At 70.2% G+C, this 18,669-nt stretch carries 17 protein-coding genes and 1 tRNA gene; 10 read left to right on the forward strand and 8 right to left on the reverse strand.

What is annotated here, in order from left to right; translation table 11 throughout:
• The first annotated feature begins 159 nt into the window (after positions 1–159).
• On the forward strand, positions 160–621 hold the full coding sequence (locus AB0O07_RS30575; protein WP_365639391.1) for a DUF6344 domain-containing protein: 462 nt from the start codon (positions 160–162) through the stop codon (positions 619–621).
• Positions 622–700: 79 nt separating this feature from the next.
• Here AB0O07_RS30575 and AB0O07_RS30580 read toward each other — a convergent pair whose 3' ends face one another.
• Entirely contained in the window at positions 701–1,438 is a 738-nt protein-coding gene (locus AB0O07_RS30580; protein WP_365639394.1) for a DUF5324 family protein, read from the reverse strand.
• A gap of 177 nt (positions 1,439–1,615) precedes the next feature.
• Between AB0O07_RS30580 and AB0O07_RS30585 the strand changes: the two genes are divergently transcribed.
• Both AB0O07_RS30585 and AB0O07_RS30590 read left to right on the forward strand, forming a co-directional pair.
• The gene (locus AB0O07_RS30585) at positions 1,616–2,143 is read left to right on the forward strand and encodes a peptidylprolyl isomerase (protein ID WP_365639397.1); all 528 of its coding nucleotides are present in this window, start codon (positions 1,616–1,618) and stop codon (positions 2,141–2,143) included.
• A gap of 119 nt (positions 2,144–2,262) precedes the next feature.
• Positions 2,263–3,171, forward strand: coding sequence for a rhomboid family intramembrane serine protease (locus AB0O07_RS30590; protein ID WP_365639400.1), 909 nt, complete (start codon positions 2,263–2,265; stop codon positions 3,169–3,171).
• 264 nt (positions 3,172–3,435) lie between these two features.
• On the opposite strand, the gene crgA is transcribed toward AB0O07_RS30590, so the two are convergent.
• Positions 3,436–3,693: a cell division protein CrgA gene (gene crgA / locus AB0O07_RS30595; RefSeq protein WP_365639402.1), complete on the reverse strand. Its 258-nt coding sequence runs from the start codon at positions 3,691–3,693 to the stop codon at positions 3,436–3,438.
• Positions 3,694–3,833: 140 nt separating this feature from the next.
• On the opposite strand from crgA, the gene AB0O07_RS30600 reads away from it, so the two are divergent.
• From AB0O07_RS30600 to AB0O07_RS30620, 5 genes are all read left to right on the forward strand, one after another.
• Positions 3,834–4,637, forward strand: a complete 804-nt coding sequence (locus AB0O07_RS30600; RefSeq protein WP_365639404.1) for a DUF881 domain-containing protein — start codon at positions 3,834–3,836, stop codon at positions 4,635–4,637.
• Positions 4,638–4,832: 195 nt separating this feature from the next.
• Entirely contained in the window at positions 4,833–5,006 is a 174-nt protein-coding gene (locus AB0O07_RS30605; protein ID WP_365639406.1) for a hypothetical protein, read from the forward strand.
• Complete coding sequence (locus AB0O07_RS30610; protein ID WP_365639408.1) at positions 5,003–5,641, forward strand: aminodeoxychorismate/anthranilate synthase component II; 639 nt, start codon at positions 5,003–5,005, stop codon at positions 5,639–5,641. The genes AB0O07_RS30605 and AB0O07_RS30610 overlap by 4 nt, the downstream gene beginning before the upstream one ends.
• Before the next feature lie 272 nt (positions 5,642–5,913).
• Positions 5,914–7,179 (forward strand): class E sortase, encoded by a 1,266-nt coding sequence (locus AB0O07_RS30615; protein WP_365639625.1) that lies wholly within the window; start codon positions 5,914–5,916, stop codon positions 7,177–7,179.
• A gap of 249 nt (positions 7,180–7,428) precedes the next feature.
• On the forward strand, positions 7,429–8,100 hold the full coding sequence (locus AB0O07_RS30620; protein WP_365639627.1) for a class E sortase: 672 nt from the start codon (positions 7,429–7,431) through the stop codon (positions 8,098–8,100).
• Positions 8,101–8,267: 167 nt separating this feature from the next.
• Here the strand turns inward: AB0O07_RS30620 and pknB are convergent, their stop codons facing one another.
• The 6 genes from pknB to AB0O07_RS30650 all read right to left on the reverse strand — a co-directional run bounded on the left by pknB (position 8,268) and on the right by AB0O07_RS30650 (position 16,525).
• Positions 8,268–10,313 carry a Stk1 family PASTA domain-containing Ser/Thr kinase gene (gene pknB / locus AB0O07_RS30625; protein ID WP_365639410.1) on the reverse strand — a complete coding sequence of 682 codons (2,046 nt, stop codon included), beginning with the start codon at positions 10,311–10,313 and terminating at the stop codon, positions 8,268–8,270.
• A gap of 185 nt (positions 10,314–10,498) precedes the next feature.
• Positions 10,499–11,965, reverse strand: a complete 1,467-nt coding sequence (locus AB0O07_RS30630; protein WP_365639413.1) for a penicillin-binding protein 2 — start codon at positions 11,963–11,965, stop codon at positions 10,499–10,501.
• Positions 11,962–13,377: an FtsW/RodA/SpoVE family cell cycle protein gene (locus AB0O07_RS30635; RefSeq protein ID WP_365639416.1), complete on the reverse strand. Its 1,416-nt coding sequence runs from the start codon at positions 13,375–13,377 to the stop codon at positions 11,962–11,964. The genes AB0O07_RS30630 and AB0O07_RS30635 overlap by 4 nt, the downstream gene beginning before the upstream one ends.
• A 27-nt stretch (positions 13,378–13,404) precedes the next feature.
• The gene (locus tag AB0O07_RS30640) at positions 13,405–15,027 is read right to left on the reverse strand and encodes a PP2C family serine/threonine-protein phosphatase (RefSeq protein WP_365639418.1); all 1,623 of its coding nucleotides are present in this window, start codon (positions 15,025–15,027) and stop codon (positions 13,405–13,407) included.
• 126 nt (positions 15,028–15,153) lie between these two features.
• Complete coding sequence (locus AB0O07_RS30645) at positions 15,154–15,669, reverse strand: FHA domain-containing protein (RefSeq protein ID WP_365639421.1); 516 nt, start codon at positions 15,667–15,669, stop codon at positions 15,154–15,156.
• A 10-nt stretch (positions 15,670–15,679) separates the two neighbouring features.
• Positions 15,680–16,525 carry a DUF3662 and FHA domain-containing protein gene (locus AB0O07_RS30650; RefSeq protein WP_365639423.1) on the reverse strand — a complete coding sequence of 282 codons (846 nt, stop codon included), beginning with the start codon at positions 16,523–16,525 and terminating at the stop codon, positions 15,680–15,682.
• A 325-nt stretch (positions 16,526–16,850) separates the two neighbouring features.
• Between AB0O07_RS30650 and AB0O07_RS30655 the strand changes: the two genes are divergently transcribed.
• Positions 16,851–16,934 (forward strand) — tRNA-Leu (locus AB0O07_RS30655).
• Positions 16,935–17,677: 743 nt separating this feature from the next.
• On the forward strand, positions 17,678–18,652 hold the full coding sequence (locus tag AB0O07_RS30660) for a helix-turn-helix domain-containing protein (protein WP_365639426.1): 975 nt from the start codon (positions 17,678–17,680) through the stop codon (positions 18,650–18,652).
• Positions 18,653–18,669: the final 17 nt, after the last annotated feature.

Raw genomic sequence — 18,669 nt, forward strand, 5'->3', positions numbered from 1 at the left:
CATCCGAAGAACTGCGGAGTGGCGGCGTAGCTCCGGGCTTTCTCCGGATGCGTCCTGATCATGAGGAAGGTATGTAGATCCACCCAAACGACAACAGCGCAACAACAAGAACAGCTAGAGCGAAAACACCGAAAACCACATCAACGAAAGTGAGGGGTCATGGCCGTCCTCAAGGTCAAGAAGCTGTGGACCGTCTTCCTCACCGCGTTCTTCGCGGTGCTCGCCTCCCTGGGGCTCGCCGCCCCGGCCGCCGCCACCGGCCGCGCCGGTTACCCCGCCGACCAGCCCACCGACCGTCAGGACGGCCGCCCCGCCGGAGCGACCGCCACGACCCGGGCACCCGCACCGGCGCCGGCGCCCGCACCCGCGGCCGTACCGGCTCCGAGAGCCGCCGCCACCGGGACGTTCACCCGCTCGCTGCCCCGGGCCCGCTCCCTGCCGCCCACCATCAAGCAGCGCATCCGCGCCGAGGCACACGGTTCGTCACCGTCGGTCCGCCACCTGCCCGCCCTCGCCCCGGACGACCTCACCCCGTACGGCGGGCACGGCGCCGGGCACGGCGCCGACGACGGAACCCCGGCCAGGACCCCGGCCGCCGACGCGGCCCTCGCCGCCGCGTGAGGCGCCCGTACGGTCCCGGTCGGCCCGTTCGGAACGTTCGGTCCGTTGATCCAGGCCGTCCCGTTCCCGGCCGTCCCGGTCAGGGCAGGTCGCCCCGGTTCCGGTCGCGCTCGGCGGCCCGCTCCTCCGCCTCCGCCTGCTTCGCCCGTACCTCGGGGTCGAGCGGATCGGCCACATGGCTGCCCTCCAGCGGACTCCCGTCCACCGACGTCAGCGGGGAGCGCTCGGAGACCTCCGTCGCGGCCGGCGGCTCCACCAGCCAGTCCGGGTTGGCCTGCTTGTCCCACCACTTCCACGCCGCGAAGGCGCCGCAGGACAGCACGCCGAGGAGCGCGAGCCCCTTGACCGCCCGGCCCGCCCTCGCCCGCCGCTCGTTCCGGCGCACCAGCTTCCGGATCTCCTCCGCCGTCACCTGCCCGCGCAGCGCCGCCAGCGCCGCCGCCGAGCGCGCCGCGGCCTGCTCCGCCACCGGCTGCGCCGTGGCCACCGCCAGCTCCACCCGTGGCACCGTGTAATCCGCCGCCTGACGGGCGGCCTTGCGGGTCCGTACAGCGGCCCGGTGCGCCGCGTCATCGATCTTCGGGGGTACCCGGGGCGCCACATAGGCGCCGTACTGCACACGAGCCTGCTCCGCGGCCTTCGACACGGCCGGCGCGAGCCGTACCCGCGCCTCGCGGGCGTAGAGAGCCGCCTGCTCCTTCGCCACGGCGGCCTGCTCCTTCGCCGTGTCGGCATAAGGGGCCACGGCTACCGCGGCCTGCCGCGCGCTCTCCTTCGCCGAACTCGTAGCGGCACGCACGTTGTTCATGCGAGTCACAGGATCATCCTCCTCGGTGGCGTTCGGTATGTCGCCTGTCCACCCTTTCCGGAATCATGCCTGCCGGTGACGGACCCGGCACGCGTTACGGGCATCCGTGTCATCCCGGACGTCCGTCGCTCCGGCATGCCCGTGCGAGGATCGTGAGCGTCAGCGACGACTCACGGAAGGCACGTTGTGGCCGAGCAGCTTTACGCCACCCTCAAGACCAGCCAGGGCGACATCGAGCTGCGGCTCCTGCCGTACCACGCGCCCAGGACGGTCCGTAACTTCGTCGAACTCGCCCAGGGCGGGCGCGAGTGGACCGACCCGGCGACCGGCGAGAAGACCACGAGGCCGCTCTACGACGGCACCGTCTTCCACCGCGTCATGAAGGACTTCATGATCCAGGGCGGCGACCCGCTGGGCAACGGCACCGGCGGCCCCGGCTACACCTTCGCCGACGAGTTCCACCCCGAGCTGGCCTTCACCAAGCCGTATCTGCTCGCCATGGCCAACGCCGGTCCCGGCACCAACGGCTCGCAGTTCTTCATCACCGTCTCGCCGACCGCCTGGCTCAACCGCAAGCACACCATCTTCGGCGAGGTCGCCGACGCCGCGAGCCGGAAGGTCGTCGACGCGATCATCGCCGTCCCCACCCATCCGGGCACCGACCGGCCGCTCCAGGACGTCGTCATCGAAACGGTCGTCGTCGCGACCCGCTGACCGGCCGGTCAGCCGTACGGGAACCTTCGCACCCCGCCCGTCCGTAGTGGTTACATACCCGGCGGGCGGGGCGGTGCGCCGCGTCCGGCCCGCCGCCACGCAGGAAACCGAGGGGACCGATGGACCATCCGCCTGGAAGCCACGGAGGCCAGGACCAGACCGCCGCCACCGACGCCCTGCCGGAGTGCTACCGCCACCCCGGCCGGGAGACCGGCATACGGTGCACCCGCTGCGAACGGCCCATCTGCCCCGAGTGCATGATCAGCGCCGCCGTCGGGTTCCAGTGCCCGGCATGCGTCCGGCAGGGATCCGGCACGGGGCACGGCGCCACCGCGAGCCGGCCGCGCACCCTCGCCGGCGGCACCATCGCCGAGGACCCCCGGCTGCTCACCAAGATCCTGCTCGGCATCAACATCGCGGTCTTCCTCGCCGTCCTCGCCGTCGGCGAACACGACCGGCTCGCCCTCGACCTCGGGCTGATCGGCATCGCGTACGACGACGACGGCCAGCTCATCGGCGTCGCGGACGGCCAGTGGTACCGGCTGCTCACCTCGGTCTTCCTGCACGAGGAGATCTGGCACATCGCCTTCAACATGCTCGGCCTGTGGTGGCTCGGCGGCCCCCTGGAGGCCGCCCTCGGCCGGGCCCGCTATCTCGCGCTCTACCTGATCTCCGGACTGGCGGGCAGCGCCCTCACCTATCTGATCGCCGCGCCCAACCAGCTCACCCTCGGCGCGTCCGGCGCCGTCTTCGGCCTGTTGGGCGCCACCGCCGTGTTGATGCGGCGGCTCAACTACGACATGCGCCCGGTCCTCGCCCTGCTCGCGCTCAACCTGCTCTTCACCTTCACCTGGAGCGGCATCGCCTGGCAGGCGCATGTGGGAGGGCTGGTGGCGGGGGTCGCGATCGCCATGGCGATGGTCCACGCGCCCCGCGAGCACCGCACCCTGGTGCAGTCCGGGACCTGTGCCGTCGTGCTGCTGGTGACCATCGGGCTGATCGTCGTACGGACGATGCAGCTCGGCTAGCCGGGCGCGCGGGTGCTGTCCGCACAGTTGTCCACAGGCATACGGGATCTTGTGCACGGCGCTGGGAACGTGTGTGCCCCTTGTCGCCGGTATGGGTCTGACCAGCGGAGACAAGGGGCAATCACATCATCGGGGTGGCAGGATCTGTCACACCGGCGTCAACGACCCGTGGGGTTATCCACAGATCTTCTGACCTTTTCCCCTGCCTGTGGATAACAATGTGGACAAGCATGGGGAGAGCTTGACGGTCTGTGGTCGAGGGGGCTACTTCCACTGAGTGGAGACGCCGAAGCCGGCGGCGATGAAGCCGAAGCCGACCACGATGTTCCAGTTGCCGAAGCTCCGCACCGGGAGATCGCCCTCGGTCACATAGAAGACGACGATCCACGCCAGCCCCAGCAGGAACATGGCGAGCATGACCGGAGCCACCCAGCTCCGGTTGGTGAGCCTTATGGCCGTCGCTTGCCGCGCCGCGGGGGGCGGCGTGAAATCGGCCTTCTTGCGGATACGTGACTTCGGCACGAGGGACTCTCCTGTCGATGCGCTGCGTTACCGCGCAGGGAACTGACTACCGGGTCCCGGGGCGGAGAGCAGGGGGAACCGCCGCCCGCGGGCGTCCGTTAGCGTAGTGCTTCCGCGGCGCCTAAGGAGATAAGGGTACGTTGAGCAATTCAGCCGACTCTCCCCCAGGGCCGGTCGACCGGCCGGAGCACCGGCAGGCCCGGCGGCCGGACCGGTTCCACGCCCCGCGCCCCGCCCGGCTCCTCACCGGCGCCGTCTTCGCCCTCGCCGGGCTGATCTTCGTGACCAGCTTCAACACGGCCAAGGGCACCGACATCCGGACCGACGCCTCCCTGCTCAAGCTCTCCGACCTCATCCACGAGCGCGACCGCAAGAACGCCGAACTCGGCGCCACCACCGCCGAGATACGCGCCGCGAACGACCGCCTCGTCAGCCGCGACCACGGCGCCACGGACGCCGAGGAACGGACCCTGCGCGAGCTGGCGGACGCCGCGGGCACCCAGAAGGTCACCGGCCCAGGACTCACCGTCACCCTCGACGACGCCCCGCCCGACGCCACCGCCAACCCCGGCTACCCCGAACCGCAGCCCAACGACCTCGTCATCCACCAGCAGGACCTCCAGGCCGTGGTCAACGCGCTCTGGCAGGGCGGCGCCGAGGGCATCCGCGTCATGGACCAGCGGCTGATCTCCACCAGCGCCGTCCGCTGCGTCGGCAACACCCTCATCCTCCAGGGCCGCGTCTACTCGCCGCCGTACAAGATCACCGCTGTGGGCGACCGCGACACGCTCCGCAAGGCGCTCGACGACTCCCCCGCGATCCAGAACTACCTGCTCTACGTGAAGGCGTACGGCCTCGGCTGGAAAGTCGATGAGCTGCGCAAAGAGACCCTGCCCGGCTACGCGGGCACCATCGACCTGCACGACGCCAAGCCCGCCGGCTGACCCGACGGTCCACGGCACGGGACACGGCACGGGACACGGCACGGGGCGGTACGGGCGCGGCGCGTCCTCCACGGGGAGTGACCAAGACCAAGTCCGAACCTGTGCGCACCTCGTCCATGCACCGCCCACGCGTCCCCGCCGACCCTTACTCTGGATCCCGTGCCGCCTGGTGCGGCATCCAACGGAAGGGACAGCATGTACGGCTGGATCTGGCGGCATCTGCCGGGCAACGTGTTCGTACGGGCGGCGATCTCGCTCGTACTGGCGCTCGCCGTCGTCTATCTGCTGTTCCAGTACGTCTTCCCCTGGGCGGAGCCGCTGCTTCCGTTCAACGATGTGACCGTCGACGGAGCCGGAGCCGCCCGATGAGCGCGCGCATTCTTGTCGTGGACAACTACGACAGCTTTGTCTTCAACCTCGTCCAGTACCTCTACCAGCTCGGCGCCGAGTGCGAGGTCCTCCGCAACGACGAGGTGACCCTCGCACACGCCGGGGACGGCTTCGACGGCGTCCTGCTCTCCCCCGGACCCGGCACCCCCGAAGAGGCCGGGATCTGCGTCGAGATGGTGCGCCACTGCGCCACGGCCGGCCTGCCCGTCTTCGGCGTCTGCCTCGGCATGCAGTCCATGGCCGTCGCGTACGGCGGCGTCGTCGGCCGCGCCCCCGAACTGCTGCACGGCAAGACCTCCCTGGTCACCCACGGGGGCCAGGGCGTCTTCGCCGGGCTGCCCTCGCCGTTCACCGCCACCCGGTACCACTCGCTCGCCGCCGAGCCCGCCGAGCTCCCCGCCGAGCTGGAGGTCACCGCGCGGACCGAGGACGGGATCATCATGGGGGTGCGCCACCGTGAACTGCCTGTCGAAGGCGTCCAGTTCCACCCCGAGTCGGTCCTCACCGAACACGGCCACCTGATGCTCGCCAACTGGCTGGCGCGGTGCGGGGATCCGGGCGCTGTGGACCGCTCGACGGGGCTGGCGCCGGTGGTGGGCAAGGCGCTCGCGTGACCGCGCTGCGCCCCGAGCACGACGCCGGTTACGGGGGCGCGTACGAACCGGAACAGACGGAACGGTACGAACCGGGCGCGTACCAGCCGCAGGGGTACGCGGCCGAGGCGTACGGGAGCGAGACGTACGGCAGCGAGCCGTACGCCCCTGAGGCGTACGGCCAGGACGGCTACGGACGGCAGGGGTACGGGCCCGAGGGGTACGCCCCGGCGCCGTACCGCCCGGAGGGCCCCGAGCCGGGGACGTACCGGAACCCCGCGTTCGAGGCGGCGGTGAGCGGCCTCGCGGACCCGCTGACCGACCCGCTGCCCGGCACCGAGCCGCCGGAGGCGCCCGTACGGCGCCCGGGGCGGCACCGGGGCCCGAGCCGCGAGACCCCGGCCCCGCCCGCGCCCGTACCGCCGCAGGGGCCGGTCCAGCCGCGCCCACCGGCCCAGCCGCAGTCGCCGGTCCAGGCGCCCCTGCCGCCACCGGCCCACCCGGGCCCGCACCCCGGTCCGCCGCCGCCCGCCGAGCCCGCCCCGGCGCGGATACCTCGGGCCGCCTCCCCGGCCGCCCCGGCGGAGTTCGCGACGCAGCCCATGCCGGTGATCGACCTGGAGGCGGAGCCGGCGACGGCGCCCGCCCCGGCCGCCGTGCCCCGGCCCCGTGCCCCGCGCGCGCCCGAGCTCCCGCCCCCGGCCGGCGGCCGGGCCGAGCGGCGCAGAGCGGCCAAGGGGGGCGCCAGGGGCCGCAGACGGGGCGAGACGGCCACGGAGCCGCCCGAGGCCCCCGAGGCCGCCGGGACGCCCCAGGAGGACGGCGTACGGGCCCCCACGGGCCGGCCGCTCTCGCGGATGGAGGCACGGCGCGCGGCGCGCGCCGCCAAGGAGAGCCCCGCCGTCATCGCGAGCCGGGCGATCGGTGAACTCTTCATCAGCGTCGGTGTGCTGATGCTGCTCTTCGTCACCTACCAGCTCTGGTGGACGAACGTGGCGGCCGGACAGTTCGCGGGCAAAGAGGCCGACAAGATCCAGAGCAGCTGGGCGGAGGGGCGCAAGCCGGACGCCTTCCAGCCGGGACAGGGCTTCGCCCTCATGTACATCCCGAAGCTCGATGTCGTCGTGCCGATCGCCGAGGGCATCAGCAAGTCCAAGGTGCTCGACAACGGCATGGTCGGCCACTACGCGGAGGGCTCCCTCAAGACGGCGATGCCCTCCGACAAGCAGGGGAACTTCGCGGTCGCCGGGCACCGCAACACCCATGGGGAGCCGTTCCGTTACATCAACCGGCTCCAGCCGGGCGACAAGATCGTGGTGGAGACCCAGGACGCGTACTACACGTACGACATGACCAGCATCCTGCCGCAGACCCCGCCCTCCAATGTCAGCGTGATCACCCCGGTGCCCCCGGGGTCCGGTTTCACCAAGCCCGGCCGATACATCACCCTGACGACATGCACGCCGGAATTCACCAGTACCTACCGGATGATCGTGTGGGGCAAGATGGTGGACGAGCGGCCGCGCAGCAAGGGGAAGCCCGACGCGCTCGTCGGCTGAGACCGACGGGGACCCGAGCACGTACGTACGTGCGTCCAGAGGACGTACGCGACGTACGTACGGAGCGGGTCCGGCCGGAACCCACGACAGGACGGGGCGGGCGCCGTGGCAGCGAGTACCGGGCACGAAGGGCGGGCCGGACGGACCGGGCAGGCCGAACGGGCCGGCGCACCGCCGTACGCGCCGCCCGGGGATCCCGCCGCCGACCCGGGACCGCCCCCCGCCCCCGCGCGCCGCCCCCGGGGCCGGATCGCCGCCGCCGTCAGCGTCTTCGGCGAACTCCTCATCACGGTGGGGCTGGTGCTGGGCCTCTTCGTCGTCTACTCGCTCTGGTGGACGAACGTACTGGCGGACCGGGCGGCGGGCCGGCAGAGCGACGACGTACGGCGCGACTGGGCGCGCGAGGCGACCGGCTCGGACCCCAAGACCTTCGACGCGGCGGGCGGCATCGGCTTCCTCCACGTACCGGCGATGGGCGAGGGCGAGGTGCTGGTGAAGAAGGGCACCGGGACGTCCCTGCTCAACGACGGCGTCGCCGGGTACTACACGGAACCGGTCAAGTCGGCGCTCCCCTGGGACAAGCAGGGCAACTTCACGCTGGCGGCGCACCGGGACGGGCACGGGGCGCGGTTCCACAACATCCACAAGATCAGGACGGGCGACGCGGTCGTCTTCGAGACCCGGGACACCTGGTACGTCTACAAGGTCTTCAAGGAACTGCCGCAGACCTCGAAGTACAACGTGGAGGTGCTGGACCCGGTGCCGAAGGAGTCCGGGAAGACGGAGCCCGGCCGCTATCTGACGCTGACGACCTGCACGCCGGTCTACACCTCGGACTTCCGCTACATCGTCTGGGCGGAGCTGGAGCGCACGGAGAAGGTCGACAAGGACCGCACCCCGCCGGCGGAGCTGCGCGGCTGAGGGCGGCCCTGGGGGCGGCCTGAGGGCGGCTGAGGCCCGCGGTCCCTCAAGGCGCCTCCTCCGGCCCTCAGGGGCACGACAGGGCGCGGACAGGGCACGACAGGGCGCGGAAATGCCCCTGGCCCCCACCGGGATGGGGGCCAGGGGCATTTCCGCGCCGTACGGCGTTACTCGCCTTCGTTACGGTACGAGGCCCCGTTGACGCCGGCGAAGAAGCCGCCGTTGTTGTTCCCGTTGTTGTTGCCCCCGCCGTTGTTGTTGCCCCCGTTGTCGCCGTTCCCGCCGCCGAAGGTGTTCAGGGTGACGGTGTCGCCCTTGTTGACCTCGGTGCCGGGGCGCGGGTCGCTGTTGATGACGATGGAGTTGTCGTCGTTGGAGTTGCCCGCGACGGAGACGTTCAGGCCCAGGCCCTGGAGAGTGCCCCTGACCTCACCGAGCCGCTTGCTCAGGATGTCGTTGGGGATGGTCACCTTCTCCTGCTGCGGGCCCCTGGAGACGTCCAGGGTGACCGTGGCGCCCTGGGCGGCCTTGCTGTCGCCCGCCGGGTCCTGCTTGACGACGGTGCCCGCGGGCTGGTCGGAGTCGACATCGTTCCGTACGACCTGGAAACCGAGCGTCTTGAGCTGAGCCTCGGCCTCGTCGACGGACTTGCCGGTCACCGGCGGGACATTGATCAGCGTGCTCGTCGCGATCGTCAGCGTGACCGTGGAGTTCTTCTCGGCCTGGGAGTTGCCCGCGGGGTCCTGGTCGATGACGGTGCCCGGGTCCCGGTCGGACTCCTCCTCCTTGTACTTGACCTTGAAGCCCTTGTTCTCCAGTTGGACGGCCGCCTTGTCCTTCTGCTTGTCGGTGACGTCCGGGACCTCGATCTGCGGCGAGCCCTCGGAGACGACCACATTGATCGTCTCGTCCTTCGCCATCTCCTGGCCGGCCTCGGGGTTCTGGCTGCAGATGGACCCCTTGGGCTGGTCGCACCGCTCCGAGCTGGACTGGGCGACCTTCACGGAGGCGTTGTCCGCGAGTTTCTGCGCCTCGGCGAAGGTCTGCCCGACGAGCTGCGGGGCGGCCACCTTGGAGTTCGCGTCGTTGCCGCTCTTGTCGAAGATGAACTTGCCGATGAGGATCGCGCCGACCAGCACCAGCACCCCGGCGATGGCGAGCGAGATGGTGGAGAGGCTGGACTTCTTCGGCTGCTGGCGGCGGCGGGCGGGGCGGTCGTCGTAGCCGCCGAAACCGCCGTCGTCCGAGTTGGCGGGCGGCAGCATGGTGGTCTGGCCCGCCGCGTCGCCCGCCCGCATCGCGGTGGTCGCCTGGCCGTCCCCGTACCCGCCGCCGTAGCCGACCGCGCCCATCGCGGCGGTCGCGGCGACCGGCTGCCCGTCGAGGCACGCCTCGATGTCGGCGCGCATCTCGTCGGCCGACTGGTAGCGGTAGTCGGGATCCTTGACCAGCGCCTTGAGGACGATCGCGTCCATCTCGGGGGTGATCTCGGGGTCGAAGACGCTGGGCGCCTGCGGCTCTTCCCGGACATGCTGGTACGCGACAGCGACCGGCGAGTCCCCGATGAACGGCGGCCGGACCGTGAGGAGTTCGTAGAGCAGACAGCCGGTCGAGTAGAGGTCGGAGCGGGCGTCGACCTGTTCGCCCTTGGCCTGCTCCGGCGAGAGGTACTGGGCGGTGCCGATCACGGCGGACGTCTGCGTCATCGTCATGCCGGAGTCGCCCATCGCACGGGCGATACCGAAGTCCATGACCTTGACCTGGCCGGTCCGCGTCAGCATGACGTTGGCCGGTTTGATGTCACGGTGGACGATGCCGTTGCGGTGCGAGTACTCCAGCGCCTGGAGGATGCCGACGGTCATCTCCAGCGTCCGCTCGGGCAGCAGCCGGCGCCCGGAGTGCAGCAGCTCCCGGAGGGTGGAGCCGTCGACGTGCTCCATCACGATGTACGGGAGGGAGACCCCGTCGACGTAGTCCTCGCCGGTGTCGTAGACCGCGACGATCGCCGGGTGGTTGAGGGAGGCCGCCGACTGGGCCTCTCTGCGGAACCTGGCCTGGAACGACGGGTCCCGGGCGAGATCGGCCCGGAGCGTCTTGACGGCTACGGACCGGCCGAGACGGGTGTCATGGGCGAGGTAGACCTCCGCCATGCCACCACGACCGAGCACCGAGCCCAGTTCGTACCGGCCGCCGAGGCGACGCGCCTCTTCCATAACGTTCCAGCCCTCTCCGTCAGTCCCGACCGCACCGGCGAGTGGTCCGGCGGTGTGCTGTTCGCGCCTACGCTACCGGGCACGCCGTACGGGGTTGGCCCGTAACGGTGAGCTGATATACGACCGGTATCGCATTGTGCGGGTATGGACGTGAGTCGTGACGGGCGTCACTTCCGCTGCCGGGGTCACTTCTTGCTGTCGAGGACCGCCCGCATCACGTCCTTCGCGATGGGGGCCGCGAGACCACCACCGGAAATGTCCTGACGGCTGGCGTCGCTGTCCTCGACGACGACGGCGACGGCAACCGGGGAGCCGTCACCCGTCTTGGCGTACGAGATGAACCACGCGTACGGGTTCTTGCTGTTGTTCTCGCCGTGCTGGGCGGTGCCGGTCTTCCCGCCCACTGTGACGCCGGGGATCTTCGCGTTGGTTCCCGTGCCCTCTTGGACGACCGTCTCCATGATGCTCTGGAGCGCCTGGGCGTGCTCCTGGGTGAGCGGCCGGCTCAGCTCCTCGGGCTCGGTCTTGCTGAGCACGTCGAGGTTGGGGGACTCCAGCCGGTCGACCATGTACGGCTTCATCAGCTTGCCGTCGTTGGCGATCGCGGCGGCGACCATGGCCATCTGGAGGGGCGTGGCGCGGGTGTCGAACTGGCCGATGGAGGAGAGCGCGGTCTGCGAGGTGTTCATCTCCTCGGGGAAGACCGAGGCCGCCGCGCGGACCGGGACGAACTGCTCCTCGTTGAAGCCGAACTTCTTCGCGGTCTCCAGCATCTTGTCCTTGCCGAGGTCGGCACCGAGCTTGCCGAAGACCGTGTTGCAGGAGTAGCGCAGGGCGACCCGCAGGGTGGCGTCCTTGCAGGGGATGTTGCCCTCGTTGGGGAGCGGGGTGGTGGTGCCCGGCATGATCCAGGGGAGGGGCGTGTCGGTGTTGGCGTCGACGTCGGTGACCTTGCCGTGCTCCAGGGCTGCGGCGGCGGTCAGCACCTTGAAGGTGGAGCCCGGCGGGTAGGTCTCGCGCAGCGCCCGGTTGAGCATCGGGTCGTCGGGGTTGCTGTCCTTGCCGAGCGCGACCCATGCCTTGGTGTCGTTCTTGGTGTTGCCGGCGAAGGACGACGGGTCGTAGCTGGGGGTGGAGGCGAGCGCGAGGATCCTGCCGGTCGACGGGTCGATCGCGGCGACGGCGCCCTTCTTCTTGCCGAGCCCCTCGTAGGCGGCCTTCTGGGCGGCGGTGCTGAGCGTCGTGACGACGTTGCCGCCCTTCTTGTCGCCGCCGGTGAACATGGACATGGTGCGGTCGAAGAAGAGCCGGTCGTCGTTGCCGGTGAGGACGCCGTCCTCGATCGACTCGATCTGGTTGGCGCCGAAGGCCTGCGAGGCGAACCCGGTGACGGGCGCCCACATGGGGCCGTCGGTGTAGGTGCGCTTGTACGCGAAGTCCGTGCTCTCGGTCTTCGTGGAGCCCGTTATGGGCTTCCCGTCGACGATGATGTTGCCCCGCGGGTTGCTGTACCGCTCGATCTGGACCCGCCGGTTGTGCTCCTGGCTGGAGAGCTCGTTGGCGCGTGCGAAACCGAGCCAGTTCTCCCGGATCAGCAGGGCGAGCATCAGCAGCCCGCAGAAGATGGCGATACGGCGCAGGGGCTTGTTCACGGTCGGACCACCTGGGTCATCTCGGCGTCGGGGGACGGTGCGGGCGCCGGTGCGGGCCGGCGCGCGGTGTCGCTGATACGGATGAGGATCCCGATCAGGGCCCAGTTGGCGAGGACGGAGGAGCCGCCGTACGCGACGAACGGCATGGTCATACCGGTCAGCGGGATGAGGCCCATGACGCCGCCGGCGACGACGAAGACCTGGATGGCGAAGGCGCTGGAGAGGCCGATCGCGAGGAGCTTGCCGAAGGGGTCGCGGGCGGCGAGCGCGGTGCGCACCCCCCGCTCGATGATCAGCGCGTAGACCATCAGGAACGCCATGGTGCCGGCGAGGCCCAGCTCCTCGCCGACGGTGGTGAGGATGAAGTCGGCGTTGGCGGCGTACATGATGAGGTCGGAGTTGCCCTGGCCGAGGCCGGTGCCGAGGGTGCCGCCGGAGCCGAAGGACATCAGCGCCTGGCCGATCTGCTCGCAGGCGTTGCTCGTCTCGTAACACGAGAACGGGTCGAGCCAGGCGTTGACACGGGCCTGGACGTGCGACTCGAAGGAGGCGACGCCGACGGCCCCGCCGACCGACATCAGCAGACCGAAGACGATCCAGCTCGTGCGCTCGGTGGCCACGTACAGCATGACGACGAAGAGGCCGAAGAAGAGCAGCGAGGTGCCGAGGTCGGTCTCGAAGACCAGGATGAGGATCGAGATGCCCCAGATGACCAGGATCGGGCCCAGGTCGCGGCCGCGCGGCAGGTAGAGGCCGAGGAAGCGGCGGCTGGCGAGCGCGAGGGCGTCGCGCTTCACCATCAGATAGCCGGAGAAGAAGACCGCGATGATGATCTTGGCGAACTCGGCGGGCTGGATGGAGCCGAGACCGGGCAGGCTGATCCAGATCTTCGCGCCGTTACGGGCCGGGAAGAACATCGGCAGGATGATCAGGAAGAGCGCGAGCGCCATCGAGATGTACGTGTAGCGCTGGAGGATCCGGTGGTCCTTGAGGAGGACCATGACGGCGGCGAAGAGCGCGATGCCGATCGCGGAGTTGATGAGCTGGTTGGGGGCGTCGGGGACGTAGGCGCCGTACAGGTTCTCCGCGCGCTGGATCAGCCGGGGCGACTGGTCGAGGCGCCAGATCAGCACCAGGCCGAGGCCGTTGAGGAGCGTGGCCAGGGGGAGGAACAGCGGATCGGCGTACGGCGCGAACTTGCGCACCACGAGGTGTGCGATGCCCGCGAGGAGGGCGAGCCCGGCCCCGTATCCGAGCATCCCCGCGGGGACCTTGCCGTCGAGGGCGAGCCCCACGTTCAGATAGGCGAAGACGGGGATGGCGACGGCGAAGGCCAGCAGGGCCAGTTCGGTGTTGCGGCGGCTCGGTGCTTCGATCGCGCCGATGGTCGTCGTGTTGGTGACTACGCTCATGGTGGTGAAGGGCCCCCTACGGCCGGCTTACTGCTTACCGCAGTTCGAGGCGACTTTCTGCTCGTCCTCCGAGAGGCTGGGGCCCGGAGTGGGCGTCGCGGCCTTCGGGTGGACGGCGGTCGACGTGTGGGTCGCGGTCGAGATGTGGCTCGCGGCCGACGCCCGGCTCGCGGTCGAGGTCTGGTCCGCGGTCGAGGTCTGGTCCGCGGACGGGTTCTCACCGGCGTCCGGCTTCTGGGTGGCGGTACCGGAGGCTCCGCCGGCCTGCCCCTCGCCCGTGACCACGTCGGCCTGCTGGTCGGCGGTGCGGCGCTGCTCTTCCTTCTTGCACGCCGACGCCTGGACCGAGAGTTCCTGGATCTTCCGCTGGCCGCCGGCGAGGCTGCCCCCGGCGATGGTGGCCTCGACCTGCTTGCGCTGGTACGGCGGCAGGTACTTGAGTTCGATCTCGGGGTGGTCCTTCTCGACCTTCGAGAGCGAGACCCAGGCGAGGTCCTGGCTGATGCCCCGGTAGAGCGCGACGTGCTGGTCGTTGGCGCCGACGTAGTACTGGGTCTGGGTCCAGCGGTAGCCGCCGTACAGACCGCCGCCGACGACGGCGAGGGCGAGCACCGAGTACAGGGATCTCTTGAGCCAGCGGTGGCGCGGGCGCTCCTTGAGGAAGGTCTCGCCGCTGTCGTCGTACGCGCCGAAGCCGCCCCCCGAGGGGGTCGCGCCGCCGTACCCGTAGTCGGTGTCGCCGCCGCTGCCGGGCGGGCCGAAGGCGCCGGTCTGCTGGGGGACGGAGCGGCCGAGTCCGGCGGCGCGTCCGGCCGGGGTCTGCATCGCCGCGGCGTTCTCCGCCGAGCTGAGCGGGAGCTGGTTCTCGGCGACGGCGCCGACGACGACCGGGGTGTCGTTGAGCTGCCCGGCCAGGGTGTCGTTGGCCTCGACGTCGAGGACGTCGGCGACGATGCAGGTGATGTTGTCGGGTCCGCCGCCGCGCAGGGCGAGCTGGATGAGGGCCTGGATGGTCTCCTGGGGGCCCTGGTAGCCGGCGAGGGCCTCTTCCATCGTCTGGTGCGAGACGACGCCGGAGAGGCCGTCCGAGCAGATCAGGTAGCGGTCGCCGGCCCGTACCTCGCGGATGGAGAGATCGGGCTCGACATGGTCGCCACTGCCCAGCGCGCGCATCAGCAGGGAGCGCTGCGGGTGGGTGGTGGCCTCCTCCTCGGTGATCCGCCCCTCGTCGACGAGGCGCTGCACCCAGGTGTGGTCCTGGGTGATCTGGGTGAGCACGCCGTCCCGCAGCAGGTAGGCGCGGGAGTCGCCGACGTGGACGAGGCCGAGGCGCTGCCCGGTCCAGAGGAGGGCGGTGAGCGTGGTGCCCATGCCTTCGAGCTGGGGGTCTTCCTCGACCATGACGCGGAGCTGTTCGTTGGCGCGCTGTACGGCGGAACCGAGCGAGGTCAGCAGGTCGGAGCCGGGCACGTCGTCGTCGAGCTGGACGAGCGTGGAGATCACCTCGGACGAGGCGACCTCACCGGCGGCCTGGCCGCCCATTCCGTCGGCGATGGCGAGCAGCCGGGGGCCGGCGTAGCCGGAGTCCTCGTTGCCCTCGCGGATCATTCCTTTGTGGGAGCCGGCGGCGAAGCGCAGAGAAAGACTCATGCGCACCTCGCCCGTCGGCTCGCCGGTCGACTGTCGAGCCACCCTGCCCACCCTCCGGTCGGGAGCCTGCTGCGGTCCGCTGGGGGAACCGTCGTGGCTCGCTCGCTCCGCTCGCTCATTGTCGTACTACTTCCGCAGCTCGATGACGGTCTTTCCGATGCGGATCGGAGCGCCCAGTGCGATCGGCTGCGGGGTTGTGAGCCGGGTCCGGTCGAGATACGTGCCGTTGGTGGACCCGAGGTCCTCGACGATCCACTGACCGTCACGGTCCGGGTAGATCCTGGCATGCCTGCTGGACGCGTAGTCGTCGTCCAGCACGATGGTCGAATCGTGGGCGCGGCCCAGCGTGATCGTCTGACCCTGGAGCGCGACCGTGGTGCCGGTCAGGGACCCTTCGGAGACGACCAGCTTGGTCGGCGCCCCCCTGCGCTGCCTTCCCCCCTGGCCCTGCTGCTGTCGCTGCTGGGGCGGCGCGGACTGGCGTCCCTGCTGGGGACGGGCGTCCGCGGTGCGGCGTGAGCCGCGCTGGGTGACGCGTGTTCCGAACAGATCGCTGCGGATGACCTGTACGGCCACGATCACGAACAGCCACAGAACGGCCAGAAAACCTAGCCGCATGACCGTCAGGGTCAGCTCTGACATTGCCCCCGCTTCACCCTTCGGCTTGCCTGAAAACGATGGTGGTGTTGCCCACGACGATCCGCGAGCCGTCGCGGAGCGTAGCGCGGGTGGTGTGCTGTCCGTCTACCACGATGCCGTTGGTGGACCCGAGATCCTGGATCGTGGAGGGCGATCCGGCCCGGATCTCGCAGTGCCGGCGCGAGACTCCGGGGTCGTCGATCCGTACGTCGGCGTCCGTGCTGCGGCCCAGGACGAGGGTGGCGCGGGAGATCTGGTGGCGTGTGCCGTTTATCTCGATCCAGCGGCGCGTCTGGCCGCCCGGCATCGTGCCGGGGCCGCGGCCGCCGACGGGGCCGCCGGGCGGCGCGGAGGACGGCATGGGGGGCACGGCGCTCGGCGGGTAGCCGTAGCCGCCGGGGGCGCCCCGGGGAGGCGCGGGGGCCGCGGCGTGGCCGGCGACGCCCACGGGGCCGCCGGGGCCGCCGGGGCCGTCCTGGGACGTGCTCGACGCCAGGGTGCGGCTGCGGACCCGGTAGAGCCCGGTGTCGAGGTCCTCGGCCTTCTCCAGGTGGACCTTGATCGGCCCCATGAAGGTGTACCGCTGCTGCTTCGCGTAGTCGCGGACCAGCCCGGAGAGTTCGTCGCCGAGCTGCCCGGAGTACGGGCTGAGCCGCTCGTAGTCCGGCGTGCTCAGCTCCACGATGAAGTCGTTGGGCACGACGGTCCGCTCGCGGTTCCAGATCGTCGCGTTGTTGTCGCACTCGCGCTGGAGGGCACCCGCGATCTCGACCGGCTGGACCTCGGACTTGAACACCTTCGCGAAGGTGCCATTGACCAGACCTTCGAGACGCTGCTCGAAACGCTTCATGACTCCCATGGGGCACCTCCTCCGTCGTTGCCGTCCTGGTACTGCTTACTGATCGTATCCACGCGTCGGGAAATCGGCTGGTTCCCCTTGTCTGCCCCGTCGATGAGTGTCACCTCTCACACGGATCGTAGAGGCGGCGTCACGCCAGTGTCCCGCACCCCGGGTGCACTCAGGAGGAGTGGGTGGCGACCTCTGTCCGTTCCCTGTTCCGGCCGCGAACCGTCGAAACAAACGGATGTGATCCCACCCCCTGCGGCGTGCTAATCTTCTCGATGTCGCCAGGAGCGCACACCAGCGGAACAGAGCAGGTGAAGCACCGGACGGCACACCCAATGCGCGGGTGGCGGAATAGGCAGACGCGCTGGATTCAGGTTCCAGTGCCCGAAAGGGCGTGGGGGTTCAACTCCCCCCTCGCGCACAGCGAAGCACCGACGGAAGGTGCCTCTGCTCAGTGACGAAAGTCGCTGAGCAGAGGCACCTTTTCGTTTTCTTGGGGCTCTGGTGGGACCGGTGGCACCGGCGGGGGCGGGGTGGCCGGCGTCCGGGCGGGCCGGCGGTTGGCGTGTGGGGTCTGGCGTTTGCGGAGGCCGGGTTCCGGTTGTTTTTTGTGAGGTTTCAGACGCCGGCCGGGGTGGGCTCGGGGCCGGCGAGCGGGAGACGCGCTCCGGTGCCGGGACCGCGCGGTTTGTTCGATCATGAGGGCGCGGGAGCGTCCGGCCTGGGTGCCGAGCCGGTCGGTGCGGTCGTCGAAGACCGGCCGGTGATCCTTCGGCAGAGGTGAGGGATCGATTTTGGCGAGAAATGTATGGCACAGGCGGCGGGCGCACGCGTAGGAGGCTTCGAAGCCCTGGTCGGTTTCGCGTAGCGGCACGAGACGTACGGCGGGGCGGGCGCCGACCCGCTGGAGGCGCTCGCCGTCGTACTTCCGCCGGATCCAGCCCCTACCCCCCCGCCCCCGCCCGAGGGCCGGCAGCACATGGCCCCCGAACGCAGAAAGCGGGTGCTCTTCCTTGTGGCCGTCGGACCCTGCGTCGATAGTGTCTGGCCTGCCGGGACCGGCCGTACCGACCCGTTCGACTACCGGCCGACCGGTCTGTCGTCCGAGGAAGCGGGAGACGCGTGCCAGCCGGTCGCGGACTCGATGAAGGATGGTGTGGGGAGATGCTGGGCGAGACGGTGTTCCGCAGTGAGGACGTGCCGGCGGCGGACCGGTTCGAGTGCTATCGGGAACTCATGAACCGGGCCTACGCGCCGATGGAGCTGAGCAGCGACCATGCGCCGGACTTCCGGGCGCACCAGCGTCTGATCGGGCTCGGTCCGGTGTCGGTGTGGCCGGGTGAATTCCAGCCTCTGGTCTTCCGGCGGACGCCGAAGCTGATCCGGCAGTCCGATCCCGAGGTCTACCAGCTCACCCTCGTCCTGAAAGGCAGCGGGAGACACAGCCTGGGCGGACAGGAAGTGACCTGCGATGCCTACGAGTTCCACTCCAACGACTCTTCGCGGCCGTCCGAGACATGGACCGGCCAGGAGCAGACCAGGATCGTCGGAGTCGAGTTCCCCAAGACGCACCTGCCCCTGTCGAGAGGCCGGGCCGACCGGGTGATCGGGCGGCGGATGTCGGCGAGGGACGGCATAGGCGCGCTGCTGGCCCAGTTCCTGACCCAGTTGACCAGTGACACCGGCCAGTACGCCCCTGACGACGCGCCCCGGCTGGGGACGGTGGCGGTCGAGCTGGTCGCCGCGCTGTTCTCCCATACGCTCGGTACCGACACTTCTCTGACGCCGGAAGCCCGTCGGCGAGCTCTGACCCTGCGTATTCAGGCGTTCATCCGGCAGCACCTGCACGACCCCGGCTTGACCCCGGGCTCGATAGCCGCCGCACACCACATCTCCCTCAGCTACCTGCATCGCCTCTTCCAGCAAGAGGACACCACGGTCACCTCCTGGATCCGGCGCCGGCGCCTGGAGCGCGCCCGCCACAACCTCACCGACCCCTTGCTGCGCGACACCCCCATCCACACCATCGCCACCCGCTGGGGATTCACCCACCCCGCAGGCTTCAGCCGCGCCTTCCGCACCGCCTACGGCCTCCCACCCAGCGACTACCGCCACCAGAACACCCGCCGCCCGGCGTAGACGCGACGTCACAGCCG

It is taken from the genome of Streptomyces sp. NPDC093085 (assembly GCF_040683935.1).
In the GTDB taxonomy this organism is placed as follows: Bacteria; Actinomycetota; Actinomycetes; order Streptomycetales; family Streptomycetaceae; genus Streptomyces.

Excerpts from the sequence above, each read along its gene's own strand:
- AB0O07_RS30645 (WP_365639421.1), bottom strand. The coding sequence starts at position 15,669 with ATGTCAGAGCTGACCCTGACGGTCATGCGGCTAGGTTTTCTGGCCGTT.
- AB0O07_RS30650 (WP_365639423.1), bottom strand. The coding sequence starts at position 16,525 with ATGGGAGTCATGAAGCGTTTCGAGCAGCGTCTCGAAGGTCTGGTCAAT.
- pknB (WP_365639410.1), bottom strand. The coding sequence starts at position 10,313 with ATGGAAGAGGCGCGTCGCCTCGGCGGCCGGTACGAACTGGGCTCGGTG.
- AB0O07_RS30635 (WP_365639416.1), bottom strand. The coding sequence starts at position 13,377 with ATGAGCGTAGTCACCAACACGACGACCATCGGCGCGATCGAAGCACCG.
- AB0O07_RS30590 (WP_365639400.1), top strand. The coding sequence starts at position 2,263 with ATGGACCATCCGCCTGGAAGCCACGGAGGCCAGGACCAGACCGCCGCC.
- AB0O07_RS30610 (WP_365639408.1), top strand. The coding sequence starts at position 5,003 with ATGAGCGCGCGCATTCTTGTCGTGGACAACTACGACAGCTTTGTCTTC.
- AB0O07_RS30575 (WP_365639391.1), top strand. The coding sequence starts at position 160 with ATGGCCGTCCTCAAGGTCAAGAAGCTGTGGACCGTCTTCCTCACCGCG.
- AB0O07_RS30605 (WP_365639406.1), top strand. The coding sequence starts at position 4,833 with ATGTACGGCTGGATCTGGCGGCATCTGCCGGGCAACGTGTTCGTACGG.
- AB0O07_RS30660 (WP_365639426.1), top strand. The coding sequence starts at position 17,678 with ATGCTGGGCGAGACGGTGTTCCGCAGTGAGGACGTGCCGGCGGCGGAC.
- AB0O07_RS30640 (WP_365639418.1), bottom strand. The coding sequence starts at position 15,027 with ATGAGTCTTTCTCTGCGCTTCGCCGCCGGCTCCCACAAAGGAATGATC.